Source organism: Egicoccus sp. AB-alg6-2, assembly GCF_041821025.1.
Lineage (GTDB): Bacteria > Actinomycetota > Nitriliruptoria > Nitriliruptorales > Nitriliruptoraceae > Egicoccus.
This window is the reverse complement of record NZ_JBGUAY010000001.1, coordinates 293394-316075: the sequence shown is the minus strand read 5'-3', so window position 1 is coordinate 316075 and position 22682 is coordinate 293394. Positions and strand designations below refer to the sequence as shown.

Below are 22682 nucleotides of genomic sequence, written 5' to 3'. Positions count from 1 at the left end.
GAGGACGAGCCGCCCGGCGGGCAGCAGGGCGGGCGCCGACCGGTCGGTGTGGTTGGCTGTGCGCTTGCACGGCGCGCCAGCGCGACCCGACGAGGAGTGGGGATGCCGCAGGAGGTCGGAGACGCCCGATCCCGGCTGCCGCAACTCGATGCATTGCTGCGGCATCCGGCGGCCGAGGAACCGATCGACACCCACGGCCGTCGCGCCGTGGCGGAGGCCCTGCGGGGCGAGCTCGAGCGGGCCAGGCACGCGCTCCGCGATGGGCGCGGTCCGGTACCGCGCGACCACGAGCTCGTCGCGGCCGCCGACGACGCCCTGCACCGGCAGCGTGCCGGCCGGCTCACGCGGGTGATCAACGCCACCGGCGTGGTGCTGCACACCAACCTGGGCCGGGCACCGCTGTCCGCCGCGGCACGGGCCGCGGTCGCCGCTGCCGCGGGCTACACCACGCTCGAGTACGAGCTCGATCGCGGCACCCGCGGCTCCCGCACCCGGCACGTCGGGGCGCTCGCCGCCGAGGCGTGCGGGACCGAGGGCGCCACCGCGGTCAACAACGGCGCTGCGGCGCTCCTGCTGGTGCTCGCCGCCCTGGCCGACGGCCGCGAGGTGATCGTCAGCCGCGGTGAGCTGATCGAGATCGGCGGTTCGTACCGTCTGCCGGACGTCATGGCGGCATCGGGGGCCCGGATGGTCGAGGTCGGCACCACCAACCGCACCCGGCTGTCGGACTACCGCGCCGCCATCACCGACGAGTCCGCGCTGCTGCTGAAGGTCCACCGCTCCAACTACGACGTGGTGGGGTTCACGGAGGAGGTGTCGGTCGCGGCGCTGGCCGAGCTCGGTAGGGAACAGGGGGTGCCGACGGTCTACGACCTCGGCTCGGGGCTGTTGCGGGCGGTCCCCGACGGGCCGCTGACGGCCGAGCCGACGGTGGAGGCCGCCGTCAGGGCCGGCGCCGACCTGACCATCTTCTCCGGCGACAAGCTGCTGGGCGGCCCTCAGGCGGGCCTCGTCGTCGGTCGCGCCGACCTGCTGCTGCGTTGCAACCAGCACCCCCTCGCACGGGCGGTGCGCCTGGACAAGCTGCAACGGGCAGCGCTGGAGGCCACACTCGAGGCGCACCTGCGCGACGACCTGCCGTTGGAGGTACCGGCGTTGGCCATGCTGCATGCCGACGTCGCCACGATCGAGCAGCGTGCCCGGTGGATGGCCGCGGAGCTGGGTGAGGGGGCGACCCCGGTCGCGACCGAGGGGCTGGTCGGCGGCGGCGCGTCACCGGGCGTCACGCTGGCGTCGTGGGGGGTCACCCTGGGCACGGCCGATCCCGACGGGCTGGCGCGACGGCTGCGGGCGGCCGAGGTGCCCGTCATCGCCAGGGTCGAACGCGACCACGTCCTGCTCGACCTGCGCACCGTGCCGCCCTCCCTCGACGCCGAGGTGGTCGACCTCGTGCTCGGGTCGCGCGATGGATGACCTCGTGCTCGGGTCGCGCGATGGATGACCTCGTGCTCGGGTCGCGCGATGGATGACCTCGTTCGTCGGGGGTGGTGAGGTGCACCGGACGGTGGCGACGGCCGGTCACGTCGACCACGGCAAGTCGACGCTGGTGCGTGCTCTGACGGGGATGGAGCCCGATCGCCTCGAGGAGGAACGCCGACGCGGCCTGACGATCGAGTTGGGCTTCGCCTGGACGGACCTCGACGACGCGACCGTGGCGTTCGTCGACGTCCCGGGGCACGAGCGGTTGGTGCGGACGATGCTGGCGGGCGCGGCGGCCGTGCCCGCCGTGCTGTTCGTCGTCGCCGCGGACGACGGCTGGTCGGCGCAGTCGTCGGAGCACCGCGACGTGCTGGACCTGCTGGGCGTCGGGGCGGTCGCGGTGGCCCTCACCAAGTGTGACCTCGCCGGGCACGACCGGACCGAGGAGGTCGCGGACGAGGTCGTCGCGCGACTGGCCGGGACGTCGCTGGCCGAGGCGCCGCTGGTACACACCGATGCGGTGACCGGCCGGGGCCTCGACGAACTGCGGCAGGTGCTGGCGGCGTGGGCGAGTTCCTCCGAGCCCCTCGCCGACGTCGGCCGACCGCGGTTGTGGGTCGACCGCGCCTTCTCGCCGCCGGGGGTCGGGACGGTGGTGACCGGGACGCTGACCGGCGGCCGGCTCGCGGTCGGCGCGTCCGTCGAAGTGCTCCCCGGCGGCGCGCGCGGACGCGTCCGTCGCCTCGAATCCCTGGGCCGGCCGATCGAGGACGCGTTCCCGGCCATGCGGGTGGCCCTGGATCTGGTCGGGGTCGACCGGGACGGCGTGGGGCGTGGCGACGTGGTCGCCGCCTCCGGTCCGTGGCGGTCGACGTCGCAGGCGGACCTGTGGTTGCGTGTCCTGGACGGGCAGCGACTGGACCGCGCGGGTGCCTGGACGCTGCACGCCGGAACGGCGGCGGTCGGCTGCCGGGTGGCGCCGTGGACCGGCGCCATCGACGGTCCCGGGAGCGGCGCCGTGCGGGTGCGGCTGTCCTCGCCCCTGCCGCTCGTCGGTGGTGACCGGGTCGTGCTGCGCGAAGCCGGCCGGCGTGCGACCGTCGCCGGCGGCATCGTCGCCGATCCGATCGCCGAAAGCCGACCTCGGGGCGGCGAGGCGCGCCGGCGCCATGGGGACGCCGTGCGCGTCGCGGCGCTGGCCGCACCCGCGGAGCGCGTGACGGCGCTGCTCAGGCTCACCGAGGGCGGCTGGTGCGACGCGGTGCGGCTCCGCGCGGCGGCCGGACTCCCGGCAGGGACACCGCTGCCGGACACGGTCGTCGAGGTCGGGGACCACGTCGTGCTCGAACCGCGCTGGGCGGCCTGGGAGCAGGCCCTCACGTCGCGACTGGGCACCGCAGCCGTCGACCGTGGCGCCGCCGTTGCGGCCCTGGCCGGGGCTGGAGCACCACGCCCGCTCGCGGAGGCCGTCCTCGACCGCCTCGTCGGCAACGGGCAGTTGGTGCGGACCGGTGGCGGGCTGGCGCTTCGCGCGCACGCGGAAGCAGCCGCCGACGCGGTGTCGGGTCGTGCGGAGGCGCTGCTGCGGGACCTCGCGGGCGCGCCGTTCGCCCCGGAGCCGCTGGAGGTGCTCGCGCAGCGGCACCAGGTGGACCACCGGCTGCTGACCGCCCTCGTCAACCGGGGCACGATCGTGCGCACCGGCGGCCTGGCGTTCGCGCGTCCGACGATCGGCCTGGCGGTGGTGAAGCTGGCTGGACTGGAGGCCGCCTCCGGCCCCTTCACCGCCGCGCAGGCGAAGCAGGCGTGGGGCACCACGCGCCGCTTCGCCATCCCCCTGCTCGAACACCTCGATGCAGCGGGGCTGACCCGGTTCGACGGTCGTCTGCGACAGCTCACCGACCGCGGCCGTGCGCTCGCGGCTCAGTCTCCCTCGGGTCCGTCCTGACGACGGTCCGCCTTCATCTCGGCCTCGTGCACGTGGTGGCGTCCACCGACCAGTTCGTCGCGGACGCGGCGTTCACCGGCGGTGGCGGCGTCGAAGTAGGTGCGGTCGAAGTCCTCGACGATCTCGAACGTCCACCGGTCCTCGATCGCGTTTCGCCCCAACCACTCCCGCGACAGGGTGTCGGCGAGTTCGACGTGGCCGGCATCACGCAGCAGTTCGATTCCCTCGCCGAGCAGGAGGTCGGCGCGACCCATCTGCTGATGGAAGGTGTAGAGGGTTCCCCGGGCGCGGACCACCCACTCGAACGCTTCGCCGATCTTTCCCGTCGCCGCGACGGTGGCGTCGTCGACGCCGTCGGGGCGCTGATGGGCGGGATCCGGCTGCTGGGGCATGCGTCGACCTCGTGCTCGGGGGGCGGGGTACGCCCTGTGCCGGGGTCACCGCGCCGTGAGGATGGCCTCCACTTCTACGGGGCTGTCCATCGGCAGCACGGGAACGCCTACTGCCGAACGGGCATGCACCCCGGCGTTTCCGAGGACGTCGGCGAGCAGCTGCGAGGCACCGTTTGCGACCAGGTGCTGCTCGGTGAAGTCCGGCGACGAGGCCACGAACACGGTGACCTTGACCACGCGGACCCGGTCGAGGTCGCCGAACGCCGCAGCCGCGACGGCGAGCACGTTGAGCGCGGCCGTGCGGGCGAGGGCGGCGCCCTCCTCGGTGTCGAGGTCGGCGCCGAGCTTGCCGGTGCGCGGCAGCGTGCCGTCGACGACGGGAAGCTGTCCGGCGGTGAAGACCAGGCCGCCGGCCGTATCGGGCAGCTGCGCCCACGGCTGGTAGGCAGCCGCCGGTGCCGGCGCGAACGGCAGTTCGAGCCCGAGTTCCTCGAGACGTTGCTGGGCACCCATGGTCACTCCTTGGGGCGCTTGAAGTACGCCACGTTCTCGGCGACGGCGACCAGCTCCCAGCCCTCGTCGCCCCACTGGTTGAGGATCTGCTGCAGGGCGTGGCTGATGAGCGGAGCGGTGGCGTACTCCCAGCGGGTCACGGCGCCTCTTTTCGCGTCGGTGCGGCGGTGTCGGCTGCTTCCTACCGCAGCCGGAGGCATACGGGCAACACCCGACGTACCGTCGTCGGTCGACCGGCGTGCGTCAGACCGCGTGTGCGGCCGGCCGCGGTCCACGGGAGGCGATCAGCGCCCGCCGGTCGGTCTCGCCGAGGCCGCCCCAGACCCCGTACGCCTCGCCGGTCACCACCGCGTACTCCCGGCAGGCGGCCATGGCCGGGCATACCGAGCACACCGCCTTGGCCGCGCTCTCGCGCTGCAACCGGTCGTGCTTGCTCTCGAAGCCGGCCGGGCCGAAGAACAACGCCGGGTCCTCGGAGCGGCAGCTGGCCCGCTCCTCCCACTCCTTCGAGACGTAGATCGTCGTCGCGCCCACGAGCTGCAAGTCTCCCCCTTGCTGTCGTTCCATTCCAGCGCAGGCTAGGGCGGCCCGTCCGGTCTGACTAGACCTGGTTGGCGCACACGGCGTCCAGCGCGCACCGGGGCGGAGCGGCGCCGACGCTCCTCAGCTCCCGTCGGACTCCGCGCCGTGGACGGCGGGCGTCTCGCCGGCGGCGGGGGTGAACGGCTCGACCAGCACGACCGCGCCCTCGACGGCGTGGACGCGCACCGGCGTGCCGACCTTGGCCCGCTTGGTCTCGCCCGTCCAGCGGGCCCGCCACAGCGCGCCGTCGATGTAGACGTGCCCCTCGGGGTTGAGCACCGAGCGGACGATGCCGGGACGGCCGACGAGGTCGTCGACGGAGACACCTTCGGGCCCCGCTTGGGCGCGCAGCACGCTGGTCATCACGAACACGAAGAACACCAGCGCGAGCAGGGCCGTCGACACGACCAGCCACACCGGCAACTGCAGGGCATCGGCGGCGTAGAAGTTGAGCGAACCGACCACGAACGCGACGGTCGCGGCGAGGGTGATCGGTCCGAAACCGGCGATGGCGGTGTCGACGGCGTACAGCAGGAGCCCGAGCACGACCAGGGCCACCGCCCACCACACCACGGGGAGCACGCTCAGTCCGAACGCGCTGATGCCGATCGTGACGATCCCGGCCATGCCGGCGACCCCGAACCCGGGCTGGAAGACCTCGAACAGCAGCATGCCGAGGCCGATGGTGAGCAGCAGGTAGATGAACGGCGCCGTCGTGGCGGCGTGCAGGAGCCGTCGCACGAGGCCGAGGCTGTGGAACCGGACCTCGATCTCGTCGCCGCGGATGCGGAGCGTCTGCTCGGCGCCGTCACCCGCGTCGAGGGTGACCCCGTCGAGTTCGACCAGCAGCGGCTCGAGTCCCTGTGCCTCGATGTCGAGGACACCGGCCTGGGCCAGTGCGCCGGGATCCAGCCCCTCGGTGCGCAACCGGTCGAGCAGGTCGGCGTCGCCACCCGCGGCGGCGAGCAGTGCCTCGAGGTCCTCCGACGTCGGGGTGTCCCCGCGTTCGTCGAAGGTGATCGGGTCCAGCGGACCGACCAGCGCATCGGCCGAGGCGGCGCGCACGTCCGCGGCCAACCAGAGCAGCGCCGCGGCGCCACCGGCGTCGGCGGCCTCGCCGAGCGGACCGACGAGCACGGCAACGGGGACGGGCGAGGCCTGGACGTCGGCGACGAGCGCGCCGATGTCGACCGACACCCCGCCGCGAGCGTCGACCTGCAGGACGACCAGTTGCGAACCGTCGGCCTCGGCGACCGCGAGCACGTCCTGGATCTGGGCGGCCACCGGCGGGTCGAGGAAGCCGGAGACCGGCAGGATCTCGACCCGCGTGGAGGCGACGGGGTCGCCCCCGTCGGCCTCGCCGGTCTGGGCGGTCGCGAACGAGGCCGTCAGCCCGACGAGCAGCAGGGCGAGCGCGGCCAGGACGAGGATGCGGCGGACAGCCGCGAGCGGGGCATGCATGGCGCAGGAGCGTACCGGCGCACGGACACGCCGAGGCACCCCGCGGGGGCGTGTCGGCCTTAGGATCGCGGCATGAGCGCATCGAACCCGACCCTGCCGCGACCGCTGCTCGACGGCGGCTACGACGCGCTGTTCTCGTCCAACGTCGTGATCGTCACCGGCAAGGGCGGCGTCGGCAAGACCACGGTCGCCGCGTCCCTGGCGCTCGCCGGTCGCGCGTCGGGGCGTCGCACCCTGCTGGTCGAGGTCGAGGGACGGCAGGGTTTCTCGCGCACGTTCGGCACCCAGCCGTGGGACTACACCGAGCGCGAGTTCCGCCCGGGGTTGTGGGGCGCGTCCATCGACCCGACCGAGTCGGTGTACGAGTACCTCGAACTGTTCTACGGCCTCAAGCGGGTCCAGTGGGTGATGGAACGCTCGAACGCGCTGGACTTCGTGACGACGGCCGCCCCGGGACTGCGCGATCTGCTGCTCGTGGGCAAGATCTACGAGATCGAGGCCCGCAAGCGCGACGACGGCCGACGCCAGTACGACCTCATCGTGGTCGACGCGCCGCCGACCGGACGGATCGTGCCGTTCCTGCAGGCACCCGAAGGTGTCACCGAGATCGTCCGGGTCGGGCCGATCAAGCGTCAGGCCGGCCAGATCCGCGAGATGCTGACCAACCCGCGCCGCACGACCACCGTCATCGCCACGCTGCTCGAGGAGATGCCCGTCCGCGAGGCCGGCGAGGGCATCGCCGCGCTGCGCGGCGCCGGGATCGCGGTCGGGCCGGTCATCGCCAACCAGGTCCGAGCGCCACGGCTGGACCCGGCCGCCGCCGATGCGTTGGCCGCGATGGGCGCCGACGGCCTGCGCGAGCGGGCGGAAGCCGCCGGTGCCTCGATGTCGGGACGCACGGCCGCCCTCGCCCTCGAGATCGCGGCGACGCACGCTGCGCGGGTGGAGTTGCAGAGCGAACTGCGCGCCGAGCTGTCGGCCACGTGCGGGGTGCCGGTCCTCTCGCTGCCGCTGCTGACCGGAGCGACGTTCGACGCGGCCGACCTCGAGGTGCTCGCCGACGTGCTGGCGCTGCAGGTCGGTGCCGACGGCCCGCGTGCGGTGGAGCTGCTCGGGGACGCCCTGCCCGCCTTCCTGGGCGCGGAGGGCGGCGCGTGAGAGACCTCGAGGAAGCCCGCAACCACTCCCTGCAGCGGGCGATCGCGGACGCGCACATCCTCGTGACGACGGGCTCCGGCGGCGTCGGCAAGACCACGAGCGCGGCCGCCATCGGGCTGGCCGCCGCCCGCGCCGGACGCCGGACCCTGGTGCTGACGATCGATCCGGCGCGCCGCCTCGCCCAGGCCATGGGGATCGACGAGCTCGACGACGAGCCCACGCGCGTGGCGCTTCCCGACGCCCCCGACAGCGGCGAGCTGTGGGCGATGATGCTGGACATGCAGACCACGTTCGATCGCCTCATCGACCGGCACGCGTCGACCCCCGGCAACGCCGACAACATCAAGGCGAACCGGATCTACCGCACCCTGTCGTCGACGCTGTCGGGCACGCAGGAGTACATGGCGATGGAGCGCCTGCACGAGCTGCACGAGACCGGCACCTGGGACCTGCTGGTGGTCGACACGCCGCCGACCCGGTCGGCGCTGGACTTCCTCGACGCCCCCAACCGGATGACCTCCTTCCTCGAAGGCCGGCTGCTGAGCCTGCTGATGCGTCCGGGCGTCGCCGCCGGCAAGCGGGTCGGCAAGATGGTCGGATTCGGCGCCACGACGTTCATGAAGGTCGCCGGGCGCGTGACGGGGATGGAGCTGCTCGACGACCTGGCCAGCTTCTTCCGCAACTTCGAAGGCATGTACGAAGGCTTCAAGGAACGCGCCGAGCAGGTCCGCGACCTGTTGCAGCACTCCAGCAGCCGGTTCGTCGTCGTCACCTCCGCGGATCCGCCGCCGCTGCGCGAGGCGAAGTTCTTCCTCGAGCGGCTGGAGAAGGAAGGCCTGCACGCCGCCGGCGTGATCGTGAACCGGATCCGCCCCGAGGTGCCTCGCGACCCCTCCGACGCCGCCCTGCGACGGGCCATCGAGGTCCAGGCCGACGACGACGACGGCCGGGCGGTCGCCGGGGCGCTCGCGCTGCTCGGCGACGTCCGCAACCTCGCCGGCCGGCAGCGGCGCGACGTCACGTCGGCGCTGTACGGCGTGCGCATCCCCGCGCTCGTCGAGGTACCCCTGCTGGGCCGCGACGTGCACGACCTCGACGGTCTGGGCGCCATCGCCCAGACCCTGACCGCCTGACGGCCCACCCGTGGAGTTCCCGTGAGCGACCACCCCACCGCCCCCGACCACGACGAGCGCGACGTCGCCGACCCCGCGCCGGCGTCCGAGCCGGACGCGGCCGCCGACGACCGGGACGAGCACGGCCCGGGCGGCGGACGCGAGGACGCCGCTCCCGAGGTCGGGCTCCCGGCGGCACTGGCGGCCGTCGTGCCCGGACTACGGCCTCCGCGACCGCCGCGGCGCACCGGGGTGTTCGTCGATCCCGACGAGCTGCGCGACCACGTCGGCCAACTCCTGCGTTCGATCCTCGGCGGCTACGAGGTCGACGCGTTCGGCAACTTCACCTTCCTGCACGAAGGCGCCCGGATCTTCGTCACCGTGGGACCGTCCCCGATCGGGCCGCAGGTCGGCGTCTTCTCCGTCACCAACCTCGACATCGACCTGAGCCCACCGCTCGCCAACTTCCTGCTGACCACCAACCACACGCTCGGGTTCGGTTCGTTCAGCTACGACGGCGACAACCGCTCGGTGTGGCTGCGGCACACGCTGCTCGGCACGACCCTGGACGGGCCGGAGCTGCAGTCCGCCGTGGCGTCGGTGGCCACCACGGCGGCGCACGTCGACGACCCGATCAAGGAGCGCTTCGGCGGACGCACCTTCGCCGAGGCGCCCGACGAGGTTCAGCGGCGCGCGCAGCCGCCCGAGCCCAACCAGGGTCCGACCCCGCCTCCCAACGCGAGCGGCTATCTCTGAGTCGCGACGTCGCATCGGGCCGTTGCGGACCCGTTGATCAGGAAGCGGCGGTCGGTCAGGAGGCGGCGGCGAACTGGCGGCGCTGGAATGCGCGCCGCTGACGTTCGGTCAGCCCGCCCCAGACGCCGAAATCGATGTCGTTGTCCAGGGCATAGCGCAGGCACTCGTCCTTGACCACGCACCGCTCGCAGACGCGCAGGGCCGGCCTGGCCTGCGCGACGCCGCGTACGAAGAACTGCTCCGGATCCAGCCCCCGACACCGTGCCTGGTCAGCCCAGGTGGTCTCGTCCACAGCCCAACTCCCCATCCCGACCACCTCGCCCCACGTGTGTCGGTCGTGCGGTGGTGTGTTGCTCCGCGCTGCTCGTGCCCGCGCCCGAATCACGCTACGGGCGCATGGGACATCTCTCCATAGCCCGCTGTGGGGATTGTGGGGGTGGACAGGAACTAGTCCTTCTCGCGTGGGTCGGCGTCGCATCGGCCCGCCGGCGGGGCCGCCTGGCGAACTGGCGCGGCCGTCAGGCGGTCGGATCAGGCCGACGGGGTACCCTTCGCGCCGACTCGCGGGAGCCTGAGCGTCGCGCTCCCACTCGCGCGGAAGAGGGTGAACATGGGCGCGTCGGCGGCCTCGAAGCGCCCGGCTCGGAGCCAGCCGGCCTCCGGGCGTTCCCGCGGTGCCACGGCGGCCCAGAACACCAGCGCCTTCCTGGCCCGGATCATGCTGCTGCTGGCCGTCATCGGCGCCACCGGACTGCTGCTCGGCGCCCTGTTCCTGCCGGCGGCGATGGCGACCGACGACGTGCTCAGCTCCGTCCGGGCGGAGGTGCTCGACGTCCCCCCGTTGGGCGAGGCGTCCACGCCGCCGCAGAACTCCTATCTGTACGCCGCGGACGGCACCGAGCTCGCCGAGCTGACCTTCGAGGAGAACCGGGTCCCGGTGCCGCTGGCCGACATCCCCGAGGGCGTGAAGAACGCGGTGCTGGCCACCGAGGACGCCGACTTCTACAACCACGAGGGCGTCAACCACCTCGCCATCGTGCGCGCGGCCCTGACCAACTTCCGCGCTGGCAGCATCCAGGGCGGGGCGTCCACGATCACCCAGCAGTACGTCAAGCAGACCTTCCTCACCCCGGAGCAGACCCTGGGCCGCAAGATCCAGGAAGCGGTGTACGCGACGCAGCTGGAACGACAGCTCAGCAAGGACGAGATCCTCGAGCGCTACCTCAACCGGGTCTACTTCGGCAGCGGCGTCTACGGCATCGGCACGGCCGCGGAGCGGTACTTCTCCAAGCCCGCCGACGAACTCACGCTCGACCAGGCCGCGATGCTCGCGGGCATCATCCGCAGTCCGGAGCGCAACAACCCCATCGTCAGCCCCGAGAACGCGCTGACGCGGCGCAACATCGTCCTCAACCAGATGCGTCACCACGGGTTCATCTCCGCCGAGCAGGCCGAGGTGGCCGCGGCCCGGGACCTCAACCTGCAGATCACCGAGCCGCCGGCGCCCAACGAGCCGCTGTGGGTCGACTGGGTCACCCGGTTGCTGATCAACGAGGACGTCGCCAACGGTCTCGGCACGCAACGTGGCGCGCTCGAGGCCATGGGCGCCACCGTCGAGGAACGCCGCGCCCGCGTCTACCAGTCCGGTCTGCGGGTGCACACCACCCTCGATCCCGAGCTGCAGGCGCTCGCCCAGCAGGCGCTGACCGACCACCTCAGCGTCCCCGACGAGTCACCGGCGCAACTCGCCCGTGAGCCCCGGGGTGCGATCGCCTCCATCGACCCCGAGACGGGCGCCATCGTTGCCTTGGCGCAGGGCCCCCATCCGTGGGGTTCGTGTGCCGAGGACGGCGAGTGGGCCGACGAGACCGACGAGGGGGAGCTGCTCTGCCACAAGACCAAGGTCAATACGGTCGTCCCGGGCGTCGGCGCTTCGGGTCGCCAGCCCGGCTCGTCGTTCAAGCCGCTGATCATCGCCGCCGCGCTCGAGGACGGTGTGCCCCCGACGCTGGAGATGGACGGCGCCGGTCCGAGCGAGATCGAGGGCTGCCTCGACCGCGGTGAGCCGTGGGAGGTCGGCAACTTCGCCGAGAGCGGCGCCGGCGAGATCATGGACATGTACGAGGCGGTGCGGCGTTCCAACAACGTCTACCACGCCAAGCTCATCGCCGAGATCGGCCCCGAGAAGGCGGTCGAGATGGCCCGCAAGCTCGGCATCACCTCGCCCCACGTGCGCGCCGACTGCTCGCTCTCCCTGGGCGCCGCCGACCTGATGCCGCTCGAGATGGCGTCGGCGTACGCCACCCTGGCCAACCGTGGCGTGTACTGCGCCCCGTTCCCGATCAGTCGGATCGAGAACGCGGCCGGCGAGGTCATCTGGGAGCACCGCGCCGACTGCGCCCAGGTCATCGACACCGAGGTGGCCGACCGCACCGTCGACATCATGGCCGGCCCGGTCGGTCCCGGCGGCACCGCCCCGCGCGCGAACCTCGAGACCTGGCCAACGCGTGGCAAGACCGGCACGACCGACCAGCACCGTGACGCCTGGTTCGTCGGGTTCATCCGGCAGCTGGCGACCGCGACCTGGATCGGCTATCCGGCCGACACGCGGTACTTCGTCGACTCCGAGGCGGCTGCCACCGTCTGTGGGGACGAGCCGTGGTTCCGACCGGGCGAGAGCGGCCAGTGCCCGGGCCAGACCAAGTTCCTGACCGAGGTGACCATCGCCGGCGAGTACTACGCCCGGGTCACCGGCGGCAGCCTGCCCGCGACGATCTGGTCCTCGTACATGCGCCAGGCCGCGGAGCGGTTCGAACCCGAGAACTTCCCCGAGCCCGGTCCGCTGCCGACCGGCAGCGTGCCCGACCTGCTGTCGGCGGGCTCGATCAGCCGGGCCGAGCAGATCGCCCAGGAGGCCGGATTCCGGCTGCGGGTGGTCGAGGTCGACGACTACCGCTCAGCCGGCACGTTCGTCAACCAGGACCCGCCGGCCGGCACGACCCATCCGCTCGGCAGCAGCATCGTGCTCGAGGTCTCCAACGGCACCGGCGAGGCGCCGGTGGTCCCCGACGTGCGGGGCATGACGCTCGACGAGGCGATCGACGTCCTGGTCTCGGCCGGCTACGAGGTCGCCGTGCAGGAGGCGCCGACCGGGGATCCCGACGCCGTCGGACGGGTCGTGGGGACCAGCCCGGGCCCGGGCGCCAACCTGCTGCCGGGCGAGGGCGCCGTCGTGGTGATCACCATCGGCATCGAGCCCGAGCCGGAACCGGAGCCAGAACCCGAACCGGAGCCAGAACCCGAGCCCGAGCCTCCGCCCGAGGAGGGCGGCGGTGAGGGGGACGACGACGACCAGGCCGGCGGGGCCGGCGGTCGTGGACCCGGTGGGTCCGGACCACCCGGACAGGACTGAGATGGGTCGCCTCGCACGCACCGCGGCTGCGGTCGGCGGCGCCGGCGTCGCCTGTGTCGCCTACGGCACGCTCGTCGAGCGCCGTTGGTACCGCCTGCGCCACCTTCCGCTGCCGGGGGCGTTGCGGCGGGCGGCGAACACCCCGGACGGCCGGCTGCGGATCCTGCACGTCAGCGACGTGCACCTCGTGCCCGGCCAGGACCACCGGGTGCGGTTCCTCGGCTCGCTGGCCCGGCTCGACCACGACCTCGTCGTGGCCACCGGCGACCTGCTCGGCGCAACGGACGCCGAGGACCTCGCGGCCGACGCGCTGGCACCCCTGACCGCCGGGGGACGGCCGGGCCTCGTCGTGTTGGGCAGCAACGACCTGTACGGCCCGATCCCGAAGTCACCGTCGACGTACTTCACCCGTCCGGAGCGGCGGATCCACGGCCAGCGGCTCGACACCGATCGCCTCACCGATCGCCTGGCGGCGTACGGCTACCGGACGCTGCACGGTGAGTCGCTCCGGCTCGAGACCCCGGCCGGCCGGATCGGTGTCGGCGGGATCGACGACCCCCACCTGCCGACGACGGTGCTGCCGCCGGTCGCGGCGGTGACCGCGGACGCCGACGACGCCGTCCTGCACCTGGGGCTGGTGCACGCGCCCTACCTCGCGGCCCTCGACGTCCTGGTCGACGCCGGGCACGACCTGCTGCTCGCGGGACACACCCACGGCGGCCAGGTCCGCCTGCCCGGGCTGGGGGCGCTGGTCGCCAACTGTGACCTGCCGTTGCAACAGGCGCGGGGCGCGTCGCGCTACCGCGGCCGCTGGTTGCACGTCTCACCCGGCCTCGGTCACAGCCGGTACGCACCGTTCCGCTTCGCCTGCCGTCCCGAGGCCACGCTGCTCGAGCTCTCGGCGTGAGGATGGTCCCCCCGGTTCGCGCGGTCTCCGGGGGCGGTGTAATCTCCGCCCCGCCCCGGTTCTCGGGGCACTTCGCGTGCACGACGGGATGTAGCGCAGCTTGGTAGCGCACCTCGTTCGGGACGAGGGGGTCGCCGGTTCAAATCCGGCCATCCCGACCACCGTCACGCGACGACGCGCGGCACCGGCTGGTCCGGTGCCGCGCGTCGCTTGCCGGCGGCAGCGGGGACGACGATGGATCTGACGCAGCTGCAGCAGACGATCGCGGCGACCTACGGCGACCAGGACCGCCGGCGTGGCGTCGACGCCACCTTCGCCTGGTTCGTCGAGGAGGTGGGGGAGCTGTCGCGGGCGATCCGGCGCGAGGGGCACGCCGAACGCGTCGAGGAGTTCTCCGACGTGCTCGCCTGGCTCATCACCCTCGCCGACATGACCGGCGTCGACCTCGCCGAGGCGGCCCGCCGCTACGAACACGGCTGTCCGAAGTGTTCGGCGTCGCCGTGCCGGTGTGGCGCGCAGGACCCTGCGCGCCCCTGACCGCCGATTCAGCCGCCGTCGCGGGGCTGACCTGACCGCGCGTCGACGTCGAGGTCGCCGGTGTCGAGGCTGATCTCGCGCGAGAGCACGTCGAGCTCGCGCTCCCGAACCTCGATCTCGCGTTGCAGCTGCCCGAGCTCCTGTTCGCGCCGCCGGAACTCGCGCTCGCGGTCGGTGACGTCGCGGACGTGGACGGGCGGCAGGCCCTTCGGGCGACCCGGCTCCGCACCCGCGAACTCGCGCTTGAGGCCGCGCGCGATCGACCACGTCGCGAGCACCAGCACGATCGTGAACGGCAACCCGGTCGACACCGCCCCGGCCTGCAGGGCGCCGAGCCCGCCCGCCAGCAGCAGCGCGGCGGCGACCGCTCCCTCGGTGACGGCCCAGAACACCCGCGTCGCGACGTGCGGGTCGGGATCGCCGCCCGAGGTGAGCATGTCGATGACGAACGAGCCCGAGTCGGAACTGGTGACGAAGAAGGTGATCACCAGCAGCACGGCCAGCATGGAGACGATGCCTGCCAGCGGCAGCTGCTCGAGCAGGCCGAACAGGGCGAGCGAGGAGTCCTCGGCCGCCAGCGCGTCGATGCCCGCACCGGCGTCCTCGAAGAAGATGCCGGAGTTGCCGAAGACGGTGAACCAGCCGAAGGACACCAGCGACGGCACCAGCAGCACCCCGAGCACGAACTCGCGGATGGTGCGGCCGCGCGAGATCCGGGCGATGAACATGCCGACGAACGGCGACCACGACACCCACCAGGCCCAGTAGAAGACGGTCCAGCCGCCGATCCAGCCCTGGCCGTCCTCACCGGCGTAGACGCCGAGGCGTGACAGCAGCTCCGTCATCCCGCCGAGGTAGGCGCCGGTGTTCTGGACGAACGCCCCGAGCAGGAACAACGTCGGTCCGGCGAGCAGCACGAAGCCCATCAGCAGCGCCGCGAGCACGATGTTGAACTGGGACAGGCGTTGGATGCCCTTGTCCAGCCCGGAGACGACCGACACGGTCGCCACCAGCGTGATCCCGGCGATCAGCAACAGCTGCACGCCGGTCGAGATGGTCACGCCGAACACCCGGTTGAGGCCCGCGTTGACCTGGGCGACCCCGAGTCCCAGCGAGGTGGCGACACCGAACATCGTGCCGACCACCGCCATCACGTCGATGACGTTGCCGAGCCCGCCGTCCACGCGGCCGCCGAGCAGCGGCCGGAACAACGAGCGGATGGCGAGCGGCTGGTCATGGCGGAACCCGAAGTAGGCAAGCCCGAGCCCGATGACGGCGTAGATCGCCCACGGCGCGAAGCCCCAGTGGTGGAAGGCGTGCAGCATCGCGTCGCGGGCTGCCTCGGAGGTGCCGGGCTCGAAACGGGGCGGATCGGACGCGTAGAAGATCACCGGCTCGGCGACGCCCCAGTACATCAGCCCGATGCCCATACCGGCGGCGAACAGCATCGCGAACCACGACGACGTCGCGTAGTCGGGGGTGGCGTCATCGGGACCGAGCCGGACCTTGGCGAAGCGACCGAGCGCGAGCCACACACAGAACCCGAGGAACAGCACGACGGCGAGGATCAGGAACCAGCCGAAGGCCCCGGTGATCCAGCCCTGGACGCCGCCGAGCACCTCGCCGGCGGTGTCGGGAGCCGCCACCGCGAACGCCACGAACGCCAGGATCAGGACGGCAGAGGCGACGAACACGGGCGGATGGATGGTCTCGCGCACCGTGCGGGTTTCGCGGACAGGGCCGATCATGCGACGTGTCTCCAGCTCACGTGGGCGGATGGTCCGGCACGGACCGCCCCCCGCGTCAGCCGTGCACGCTTCCGACGCTATGGAGCACTCTGTCCTGCGGGTTCCCCCACCCCTGGCCGGTCGGTCGGCTACTCGGCGAGGACGAGTTCGGCGATCTGGACCGCGTTGAGCGCCGCACCCTTGAGCAGGTTGTCACCGACGACGAAGATGTTGAGGCTGTGCGGGTCGGCGAGATCTTCGCGGATGCGGCCGACGAACACCTCGTCACGACCGGCGGAAGCCAGCGGCGTCGGATAGGCCAACTGCTCCCCCTCGCGGTCGACGCCGTCGACCACCACCAGTCCGGGCGCGTCCTGGAGGGCGTCCAGGGCCGCCTCGCGGCTCACCGGATCGGCGAAGCTCAGACGGGCGTTGATGGCGTGCCCGACTACGACCGGCACCCGGACGCAGGTGGGCGAGACCCGCAGGGCGGGCAACGAGAGGATCTTGCGCGACTCGTTGACGAGCTTCCACTCCTCGTCGGTGTGGCGAGCGTCGGTGAAGTTCCCACAGTGCGCCAGGACGTTGAACGCGATCGCCCGCGAGAAGGCCGAGGCCTCGACGCTGGCCTCGGCGGCCGCCCCGTCGGTGCGCAGCAGTTCGGGGTCCTGGGCCAGCTTGACGGTCTGCTCGAGCAGCTCGGCGATGCCCGACTGTCCCGCGCCGCCAGCCGCCTGGTAGGAGGTCGCGACGACGTCGGTCAGGCCGAGCGCGTCGTGCAGCGGCTTCGCGGCGACCATGAGCACCATCGTGGTGCAGTTCGGGTTCGCGATGATGCCCTTGGGGCGGTTGCGCGCCGCATCGGGGTTCACCTCGCTGACGACCAGTGGCACCTGGTCGTCCATGCGGAACGCCGAGGAGTTGTCGATCACGACGGCACCGCGTTCGGCGGCGATCGGCGCCCACTCCTTCGAGCGCGACCCGCCGGCGGAGAACAGGGCGATGTCGACGCCGTCGAACGCGTCGGCGCTGATGGCCCGGACCTCGACCTCGCCGTCCCGCCACGGCAGCTTCGTACCGGCGGAGCGTTCCGAGGCGAGGTAGACCGGCTCGCCGTCGATGGGGAAGTCGCGCGACTCGAGCAGGCGGCGCATCTCGCGGCCGACCGCTCCGGTTGCGCCGACGAGGGCGACCTTGGCAGCCATCAGTTGCTCTCCTCGATGACCTCGTGCTCGGCGAGGCCGAACGCATCGTGCACGGCGAGGACGGCCGTTTCGACCTGGTCCTTCGACACCACCACCGACACCCGGATGGTCGAGGTCGAGATCATCTCGATGTTGACGCCCGCCGCCGACAGCGCGCCGAACATCTTCGCGGCGACACCGGGGTGGGTCTTCATGCCGGCGCCGACGAGCGACACCTTGGCGATGTTGTCGTCGACGTTGACGCCGGCGGCGCCGATCTCGGTCGCCAGCGGCTCGAGCACCGACAGGGCCATCGCCTGGTCGCCGCGCGGCAGGGTGAACGAGATGTCGGTCCGGCCGTCCAGCGAGACGTTCTGGACGATCATGTCGATGTTGACATTGGTCTGCGCCAGCGCACTGAACATGCGCGAGGCGACGCCCGGGGTGTCAGGCACGCCGTGCACCGTGACCTTCGCCTCGGAGGTGTCGTGGGCGACACCGGAGATGATCGCGTCCTCCACCTTGTCCTCCTCCGGGCCGACCCAGGTGCCGGCCGTGTAGCTGAACGACGAACGCACGTGGATGCGTACGCCGTGGTTGCGTCCGAACTCGACCGAGCGGACCTGCAGCACGCCGGCACCCTGCGCCGACATCTCCAGCATCTCCTCGTAGGAGACGAAGTCGAGCTTGCGGGCGTCGGTGACGATGCGTGGGTCCGCGGTGAACACGCCGTCGACGTCGGTGTAGATCTCGCAGACGTCGGCGCCGAGCGCCGCGGCGAGCGCGACCGCCGTGGTGTCCGAGCCGCCGCGGCCGAGCGTGGTGATGTCCTTGGTGTCCTGGCTGACACCCTGGAACCCCGCGACGATGACGACGTTGCCCTCGTCGAGTGCCGACTGGACCCGGCCCGGCGTGATGTCGACGATCCGCGCCTTGCCGTGCACCGCGTCGGTGATGATCCCCGCCTGCGAGCCGGTGAACGACTTGGCGGGGACACCCCGCTCCGCGAGCGCGATGGCGAGCAGCGACATCGAGATCCGCTCGCCGGCCGTCAGCAGGATGTCCAGTTCGCGCTCGGGGGGACGTTCGCTGATCCGCGCCGCCATGGCGACCAGGTCGTCGGTCGTCTTGCCCATGGCGGACACGACGACGACGGTCTGGTTGCCGCCACGATGCGAGCGCGAGACGCGGTCGGCGACGCGCTTCATGCGGTCGACGTCACCGACGGAGGTCCCGCCGTACTTCTGCACGACGATGGGCACGGGGTGTGGGCCTTCGTGTGAGCGGTGGTCATGGAGCCGCTCGTGCGCCGGGTCGTGCGAGGCCCGTCACCGGGGCTCGGGTGCGCGACGTAGCGGCGCCCCGGTCGGGTCTGACACCGGTGGGGGCGCCGCCAGCCTACGCAACCGGGCCGCGGTCTTCATCTCGACCACGTCGTGGCGGTCGCCGTCGCGCGGCACCCGGCCGTCGTGGGGGCGTCGATGGCGCTGGTCAGGGCAGGTACTGGGCCCTCACCTCGACGATCGTGCCGTCGACGAGGACGAAGTGGTAGGGCTCGTAGAAGGTCGCCTCGCCGTCGGCGTTGACCTTCACGTGCCGCTGCCAGGCCTGCGGGCTGATGACGGTCTCGGCCCCGTCGGGGGCGACGAGGACGATCACCACGTTCCCGGCCAGCGGCAGGGTGGTGAGCTCGGGTTCGGGGTTGGAGATGTAGTAGTCGTTGGGCAGGCCACCTTCGGGAAGTTCACCGTGGTCGGCGACGAACGCCGTCTCGGCCTCCACGCCGTCCAACAGACGGGCCTCGTCGAAGGTCACGGTGGCGGGGAAGCCGGCGGCGTCGACACCACGGACGAAGCCGAAGACGTGGACGCGGTCGGCGTCGGCCACCGGCGCAGCGGTCGGCTCCGGCGTAGGTGCCGGTGCAGGGGCCGCTGCGGGACCGGCCGGTGCGGGGGCGGGAGCCGGCGCCGCGGGTGCGGGATCGGCGTCCGGTTCCGGAGCCGGGTCCGCAGCCGCTTCGGGGTCGGCCTCGGGGGTTGGTTCGGGTGCCGGGGCGGCGACCGGAGCGGCGACGGGTTGGGCGGCGAGCGCGTCGTGCGGCGCGTCGGCGGTGCCGCACGCCACGGCGGTCACGGCGACGACGGCGAGCAGGAGGAAGGAGCGGGAGGAGCGAGACATGGCGGTTCTCGTGGGCGGGTGCGCACCCCGGTGGTGCGCTCTCGGCCCGCCAGACGCACAGCTCTCCCGAGAGGTTGCACCGTGTGTCGGGCCGGCGACGCGCCGGCTCCGTGGCGCCCGCGCGACGACCTCGCCGTCCGGCGAATCAGGCGCGTACGTCGCGACGGCCGGCGAAGGCGCGACCGAGGGTCACTTCGTCGGCGTAGTCGAGATCACCGCCGACCGGCAGCCCGCTGGCGAGGCGGGTGATGCGCACCCCGAGCGGTTCGAGCAGGCGTGAGAGGTACGACGCGGTCGCCTCGCCCTCGACGTTGGGATTGGTCGCGATGATCAGCTCGTCGACCGGTTCGGCATCGAGGCGCTGCACGAGGTCGCGGACGTGCAGGTCGTCGGGACCGATCCCGTCGATCGGTGAGATCGCGCCACCGAGCACGTGATACCGACCCCGGAACTCGCGTGTGCGCTCGATGGCGATCACGTCGCGGGCCTCCTCGACCACGCAGAGCACGCTGCCGTCGCGCCGAGGGTCGCGACAGATGCGGCACTCCTCGGCCTCGCTGATGTTCCAGCACCGGGCGCAGAACCGCACCGTCGCCTTGACCCGGGTGATCGCGTCGGCGAGCCGCTGTGCGTCGACGGTCTCGGCCTGCAATAGGTGAAACGCGATCCGCTGGGCGCTCTTCGGACCGACACCGGGCAGGCGACCGAGCTCGTCGATCAGGTCCTGGACGGCACCCTCGTACATGCTGATGTCCTTGTCGAGGGCGAGGTCGTGGCAACGAGCCGCAGCGTATCCGCGGCCGGTCCGCCGCCGGGGTCACCGGCATGCGCCCGGCGCGTGCGCGACCTCATGGCAACGGTCGAGCCGACACCAACGGCGTGGCTCACTCGACGCCGGGGGCCGGCTGTTCCTCGAGCAGTTCGGCGCCGAGCTCCTGCGCCAGCAGCTGGTCGGTCGCCGCCGCCTCGACGTGTGCCGGCGCCGACTGCTCGGCCTCGCGCACGTCGGCCTCCTCGGCGGCGCTGGGGCCGTCGTCGAGCACGGGGGTGCGGGCATCGTCGGGGGTCACGGACGGCGGCACGGGTCGGCGGCGGTCGTCGTCCCCCTCGATGACGACCTCGACGCGCAGCCGCAGGCCGCAGGCGCGTTCGATGGCCTCCTTGAGCACGTCGGCGAACTCGCCCTTGCTCGCGTTCTGGGCGTGGAAGGAGGCGTAGCGCTGCGCATAGCGCAGGATGACGATGCCGCGCGACACACTCGTGACGGTGGCCGGGAGGAACACGGCGTGGCTGCGACGGCTGCGGTTCTTGACCAGTTCCAGCACCCCGTCCCAATTGCGCCGCAGCAACTCGAGCTCGCTGTCCCCGTCGGCCGCCGCCTCGGCACCTGCCGCCGCCCCGGTGGTGGGTGGGGCGGTCGTCGGCTGGGCGGTCGTCGGCCCGGGCGCGGCCGGTTCTGCGGTCGTGCCCGCCGGTGTGGCCGGCCGCGGGTGCTCGGCTGCCGGCTCGGAGGCAGCCGCCTCGGTGGCCGCGGTCGCCCCGGGCGGTCCCGATGTGGCCGGGGGTCCCTGACCGCGGGCACGTGCTCGTGCCTGCAACGGCGTCTCGGCCGCCGGGGCGGCGGCCTCAGGCTGCACGTCGGAGGGCGTCGGCGCAAGACGGCCGGAGGGCGACGGTGCCGGTTCGTCGGCGGGACCCGGCTGCTGCGGTTCGGGGGGTCGCCCCGCCCGCGGTCGGGGTGACGGGGCGGCGTCCGGCCCGGCCGTGACCGGCGAGGGGGCAGCCGGCGCGGAAGCAGCCGGCGCCGAGTCCGCCGCCGCCGAGTCAGCCGCCGCCGAGGCAGCCAGCGCCGAGGCAGCCGGCGCCGAGGCAGCCGGCGCGGCCGTGACCGCCCGCGACTCGAGGCGGGCCAGCCGGTCGGCGAGGCCCGCGACGTCACCGTCGGCGCCGGGGACGGCCAGCTTGGCCAGCGTCAGCTCCAGGGGCAGCCGTGGCGATCCCTGCCGCTGCTCGACCACGGTCGCGGCCAACAGGTCGACGGCACGCAGGAGCGATTCGCGGGGCATCGCGGTGGTCTGGGCCTGCAGCTGGCGACGCCGGTCGTCGGTCGCGTCGACGAGGTCGGGCCGGTCGGGTGCGACCTGCAGGACGAGCAGGTCGCGCAGGTGCTGCACCAGGTCGAGCGTGAACCGGCGCAGGTCGTGGCCCTCGTCCAACAGCCCCTGGACCATGCCCAGCAGCCCGGCCAGGTCGCGACCGGCGACCATCTCGACCGTCTCGAAGACCCGGTCGGCCGGCGTGTGCCCGAGCACCTGGGTCACCGCTTCCGCGGTCACGGTCGTCCCGGCGAACGCGAGCACCTGCTCGAGCACGGACTGGGTGTCGCGGAGTGAGCCGTCGCCGGCACGCACGATCGCCTCGACGGCGCCGGCGTCGATCGTGTAACCCTCGGCGTCGCAGATGCGCTGGACGTTGCCGGCCACGTCCGCGGCCGCGACGCGCCGCAGGTCGAGGCGCTGCACCCGCGAGAGGATGGTCGGCAGCACCTTCTGCGGATCGGTCGTCGCCATCGCGAACAGCACGTGTGAGGGCGGCTCCTCGATCAGTTTGAGCAGCGCGTTGAACGCCGCCGTCGAGGCCATGTGGACCTCGTCGAGGATGTAGACCTTGCGGCGCGCGCGTGCGGGGGCATACAGGGCGCGGTCACGCAGTTCGCGGGCGTCGTCGACCCCGCCGTGGGAGGCCATGTCGAGCTCGATCACGTCGACCGAACTGCCCTCGGCGATGGAGGTGCAGTGCTCGCAGACCCCGCAGGGGGTCGGGGTCGGCCCCTGCTCGCAGTTGATCGCCTTGGCGAGCAGGCGAGCGGTGGAGGTCTTACCGGTCCCACGCGGCCCCGTGAACAGGTAGGCGTGATGGAGCCGGTCCTCCTCGATGGCGTGGACGAGCGTCTGGATGACGTGCTGCTGGCCGACCACGTCGGTGAACGTCTGTGGCCGGTACTTGCGGTACAGCGACACGTAGGCCACGCGCTTCACCCCACAGGCGGTCCGGGACACGTTCGCGGCACACCGTAGCGGCGGACCGGGACACGCCGGGCGGCACGGCGGACGGCCCGGCGAACGGCTCACGCGGGGCGGCGACCCGACGAGGTGTGGTGACGGACGCCCGGCTCGGCACCCGTCCGAGAACGGCTTAGGGCTGCTGCCTCTCGGCCCTGACCCGGTTCACCGGGGGACGTCACCGACGGACGCCCGTCACCGCACACCGCCGGGTCGCACGACCCCGCGTGGAGAGCGGACGGTACCAATTCCCCGCGCGCCCTGACGACCCGCG

General features: G+C 72.7%; 20 protein-coding genes, 1 tRNA gene and 1 other RNA gene. 9 read left to right on the top strand and 13 right to left on the bottom strand.

Annotation, left to right across the window (positions count from 1 at the left end):
• The first annotated feature begins 102 nt into the window (after positions 1-102).
• Both selA and selB read left to right on the top strand, forming a co-directional pair.
• Positions 103-1473 carry an L-seryl-tRNA(Sec) selenium transferase gene (selA, locus tag ACERMF_RS01590; protein WP_373667261.1) on the top strand — a complete coding sequence of 457 codons (1371 nt, stop codon included), beginning with the start codon at positions 103-105 and terminating at the stop codon, positions 1471-1473.
• 52 nt (positions 1474-1525) lie between these two features.
• Entirely contained in the window at positions 1526-3427 is a 1902-nt protein-coding gene (gene selB / locus ACERMF_RS01585; RefSeq protein ID WP_373667260.1) for a selenocysteine-specific translation elongation factor, read from the top strand.
• Here selB and ACERMF_RS01580 read toward each other — a convergent pair.
• From ACERMF_RS01580 to ACERMF_RS01560, 5 genes are all read right to left on the bottom strand, one after another.
• Positions 3403-3819 carry a hypothetical protein gene (locus ACERMF_RS01580; RefSeq protein ID WP_373667259.1) on the bottom strand — a complete coding sequence of 139 codons (417 nt, stop codon included), beginning with the start codon at positions 3817-3819 and terminating at the stop codon, positions 3403-3405. The two genes, selB and ACERMF_RS01580, sit on opposite strands and share 25 nt — an antisense overlap.
• A gap of 45 nt (positions 3820-3864) precedes the next feature.
• Positions 3865-4332 (bottom strand): RidA family protein, encoded by a 468-nt coding sequence (locus ACERMF_RS01575; RefSeq protein WP_373667258.1) that lies wholly within the window; start codon positions 4330-4332, stop codon positions 3865-3867.
• A 2-nt stretch (positions 4333-4334) separates the two neighbouring features.
• Positions 4335-4472 (bottom strand): hypothetical protein, encoded by a 138-nt coding sequence (locus tag ACERMF_RS01570; RefSeq protein ID WP_373667257.1) that lies wholly within the window; start codon positions 4470-4472, stop codon positions 4335-4337.
• A 103-nt stretch (positions 4473-4575) separates the two neighbouring features.
• On the bottom strand, positions 4576-4866 hold the full coding sequence (locus ACERMF_RS01565) for a WhiB family transcriptional regulator (protein WP_373667447.1): 291 nt from the start codon (positions 4864-4866) through the stop codon (positions 4576-4578).
• Positions 4867-4995: 129 nt separating this feature from the next.
• Positions 4996-6375, bottom strand: coding sequence for an NfeD family protein (locus ACERMF_RS01560; protein ID WP_373667256.1), 1380 nt, complete (start codon positions 6373-6375; stop codon positions 4996-4998).
• Between the two features lie 72 nt (positions 6376-6447).
• Here ACERMF_RS01560 and ACERMF_RS01555 point away from each other — a divergent pair, with 72 nt between their 5' ends.
• The 3 genes from ACERMF_RS01555 to ACERMF_RS01545 are packed head-to-tail and all read left to right on the top strand — an operon-like array spanning position 6448 to position 9401.
• The gene (locus ACERMF_RS01555) at positions 6448-7533 is read left to right on the top strand and encodes an ArsA family ATPase (RefSeq protein WP_373667255.1); all 1086 of its coding nucleotides are present in this window, start codon (positions 6448-6450) and stop codon (positions 7531-7533) included.
• A complete protein-coding gene (locus ACERMF_RS01550; protein WP_373667254.1) occupies positions 7530-8666 on the top strand; it encodes an ArsA family ATPase in 1137 nt (378 codons plus the stop codon). The genes ACERMF_RS01555 and ACERMF_RS01550 overlap by 4 nt, the downstream gene beginning before the upstream one ends.
• A gap of 21 nt (positions 8667-8687) precedes the next feature.
• A complete protein-coding gene (locus tag ACERMF_RS01545; protein WP_373667253.1) occupies positions 8688-9401 on the top strand; it encodes a hypothetical protein in 714 nt (237 codons plus the stop codon).
• Between the two features lie 55 nt (positions 9402-9456).
• Here the strand turns inward: ACERMF_RS01545 and ACERMF_RS01540 are convergent, their stop codons facing one another.
• On the bottom strand, positions 9457-9693 hold the full coding sequence (locus ACERMF_RS01540) for a WhiB family transcriptional regulator (RefSeq protein ID WP_373667252.1): 237 nt from the start codon (positions 9691-9693) through the stop codon (positions 9457-9459).
• A 318-nt stretch (positions 9694-10011) separates the two neighbouring features.
• Between ACERMF_RS01540 and ACERMF_RS01535 the strand changes: the two genes are divergently transcribed.
• From ACERMF_RS01535 to ACERMF_RS01520, 4 genes are all read left to right on the top strand, one after another.
• Positions 10012-12813 carry a transglycosylase domain-containing protein gene (locus tag ACERMF_RS01535; protein ID WP_373667251.1) on the top strand — a complete coding sequence of 934 codons (2802 nt, stop codon included), beginning with the start codon at positions 10012-10014 and terminating at the stop codon, positions 12811-12813.
• Between the two features lies 1 nt (position 12814).
• On the top strand, positions 12815-13720 hold the full coding sequence (locus ACERMF_RS01530) for a metallophosphoesterase (protein ID WP_373667250.1): 906 nt from the start codon (positions 12815-12817) through the stop codon (positions 13718-13720).
• 84 nt (positions 13721-13804) lie between these two features.
• Positions 13805-13881, top strand: a tRNA-Pro gene (locus ACERMF_RS01525).
• 73 nt (positions 13882-13954) lie between these two features.
• Positions 13955-14257 carry a MazG nucleotide pyrophosphohydrolase domain-containing protein gene (locus tag ACERMF_RS01520; RefSeq protein ID WP_373667249.1) on the top strand — a complete coding sequence of 101 codons (303 nt, stop codon included), beginning with the start codon at positions 13955-13957 and terminating at the stop codon, positions 14255-14257.
• An 8-nt stretch (positions 14258-14265) separates the two neighbouring features.
• Here the strand turns inward: ACERMF_RS01520 and ACERMF_RS01515 are convergent, their stop codons facing one another.
• The 7 genes from ACERMF_RS01515 to ffs all read right to left on the bottom strand — a co-directional run bounded on the left by ACERMF_RS01515 (position 14266) and on the right by ffs (position 22603).
• Positions 14266-16005, bottom strand: a complete 1740-nt coding sequence (locus ACERMF_RS01515) for a BCCT family transporter (RefSeq protein ID WP_373667248.1) — start codon at positions 16003-16005, stop codon at positions 14266-14268.
• A gap of 128 nt (positions 16006-16133) precedes the next feature.
• On the bottom strand, positions 16134-17189 hold the full coding sequence (locus ACERMF_RS01510) for an aspartate-semialdehyde dehydrogenase (protein ID WP_373667247.1): 1056 nt from the start codon (positions 17187-17189) through the stop codon (positions 16134-16136).
• A complete protein-coding gene (locus tag ACERMF_RS01505; protein WP_373667246.1) occupies positions 17189-18430 on the bottom strand; it encodes an aspartate kinase in 1242 nt (413 codons plus the stop codon). Before ACERMF_RS01505 ends, ACERMF_RS01510 begins: the two co-directional genes overlap by 1 nt.
• A 229-nt stretch (positions 18431-18659) precedes the next feature.
• Positions 18660-19346 carry a hypothetical protein gene (locus ACERMF_RS01500; RefSeq protein WP_373667245.1) on the bottom strand — a complete coding sequence of 229 codons (687 nt, stop codon included), beginning with the start codon at positions 19344-19346 and terminating at the stop codon, positions 18660-18662.
• A gap of 145 nt (positions 19347-19491) precedes the next feature.
• The gene (recR, locus tag ACERMF_RS01495) at positions 19492-20091 is read right to left on the bottom strand and encodes a recombination mediator RecR (protein WP_373667244.1); all 600 of its coding nucleotides are present in this window, start codon (positions 20089-20091) and stop codon (positions 19492-19494) included.
• 139 nt (positions 20092-20230) lie between these two features.
• Positions 20231-22405: a DNA polymerase III subunit gamma/tau gene (dnaX, locus tag ACERMF_RS01490; RefSeq protein ID WP_373667243.1), complete on the bottom strand. Its 2175-nt coding sequence runs from the start codon at positions 22403-22405 to the stop codon at positions 20231-20233.
• A gap of 99 nt (positions 22406-22504) precedes the next feature.
• Positions 22505-22603: signal recognition particle sRNA small type (gene ffs / locus ACERMF_RS01485), an RNA gene on the bottom strand.
• Between the last annotated feature and the right edge of the window lie 79 nt (positions 22604-22682).

What these genes read in the sequence shown, in the direction of transcription:
- selA (WP_373667261.1), top strand. Translation starts at nt 103, where the DNA reads ATGCCGCAGGAGGTCGGAGACGCCCGATCCCGGCTGCCGCAACTCGAT.
- selB (WP_373667260.1), top strand. Translation starts at nt 1,526, where the DNA reads ATGACCTCGTTCGTCGGGGGTGGTGAGGTGCACCGGACGGTGGCGACG.
- ACERMF_RS01580 (WP_373667259.1), bottom strand. Translation starts at nt 3,819, where the DNA reads ATGCCCCAGCAGCCGGATCCCGCCCATCAGCGCCCCGACGGCGTCGAC.
- ACERMF_RS01575 (WP_373667258.1), bottom strand. Translation starts at nt 4,332, where the DNA reads ATGGGTGCCCAGCAACGTCTCGAGGAACTCGGGCTCGAACTGCCGTTC.
- ACERMF_RS01560 (WP_373667256.1), bottom strand. Translation starts at nt 6,375, where the DNA reads ATGCATGCCCCGCTCGCGGCTGTCCGCCGCATCCTCGTCCTGGCCGCG.
- ACERMF_RS01555 (WP_373667255.1), top strand. Translation starts at nt 6,448, where the DNA reads ATGAGCGCATCGAACCCGACCCTGCCGCGACCGCTGCTCGACGGCGGC.
- ACERMF_RS01535 (WP_373667251.1), top strand. Translation starts at nt 10,012, where the DNA reads ATGGGCGCGTCGGCGGCCTCGAAGCGCCCGGCTCGGAGCCAGCCGGCC.
- ACERMF_RS01530 (WP_373667250.1), top strand. Translation starts at nt 12,815, where the DNA reads ATGGGTCGCCTCGCACGCACCGCGGCTGCGGTCGGCGGCGCCGGCGTC.
- ACERMF_RS01520 (WP_373667249.1), top strand. Translation starts at nt 13,955, where the DNA reads ATGGATCTGACGCAGCTGCAGCAGACGATCGCGGCGACCTACGGCGAC.
- ACERMF_RS01515 (WP_373667248.1), bottom strand. Translation starts at nt 16,005, where the DNA reads ATGATCGGCCCTGTCCGCGAAACCCGCACGGTGCGCGAGACCATCCAT.
- ACERMF_RS01510 (WP_373667247.1), bottom strand. Translation starts at nt 17,189, where the DNA reads ATGGCTGCCAAGGTCGCCCTCGTCGGCGCAACCGGAGCGGTCGGCCGC.
- ACERMF_RS01500 (WP_373667245.1), bottom strand. Translation starts at nt 19,346, where the DNA reads ATGTCTCGCTCCTCCCGCTCCTTCCTCCTGCTCGCCGTCGTCGCCGTG.
- recR (WP_373667244.1), bottom strand. Translation starts at nt 20,091, where the DNA reads ATGTACGAGGGTGCCGTCCAGGACCTGATCGACGAGCTCGGTCGCCTG.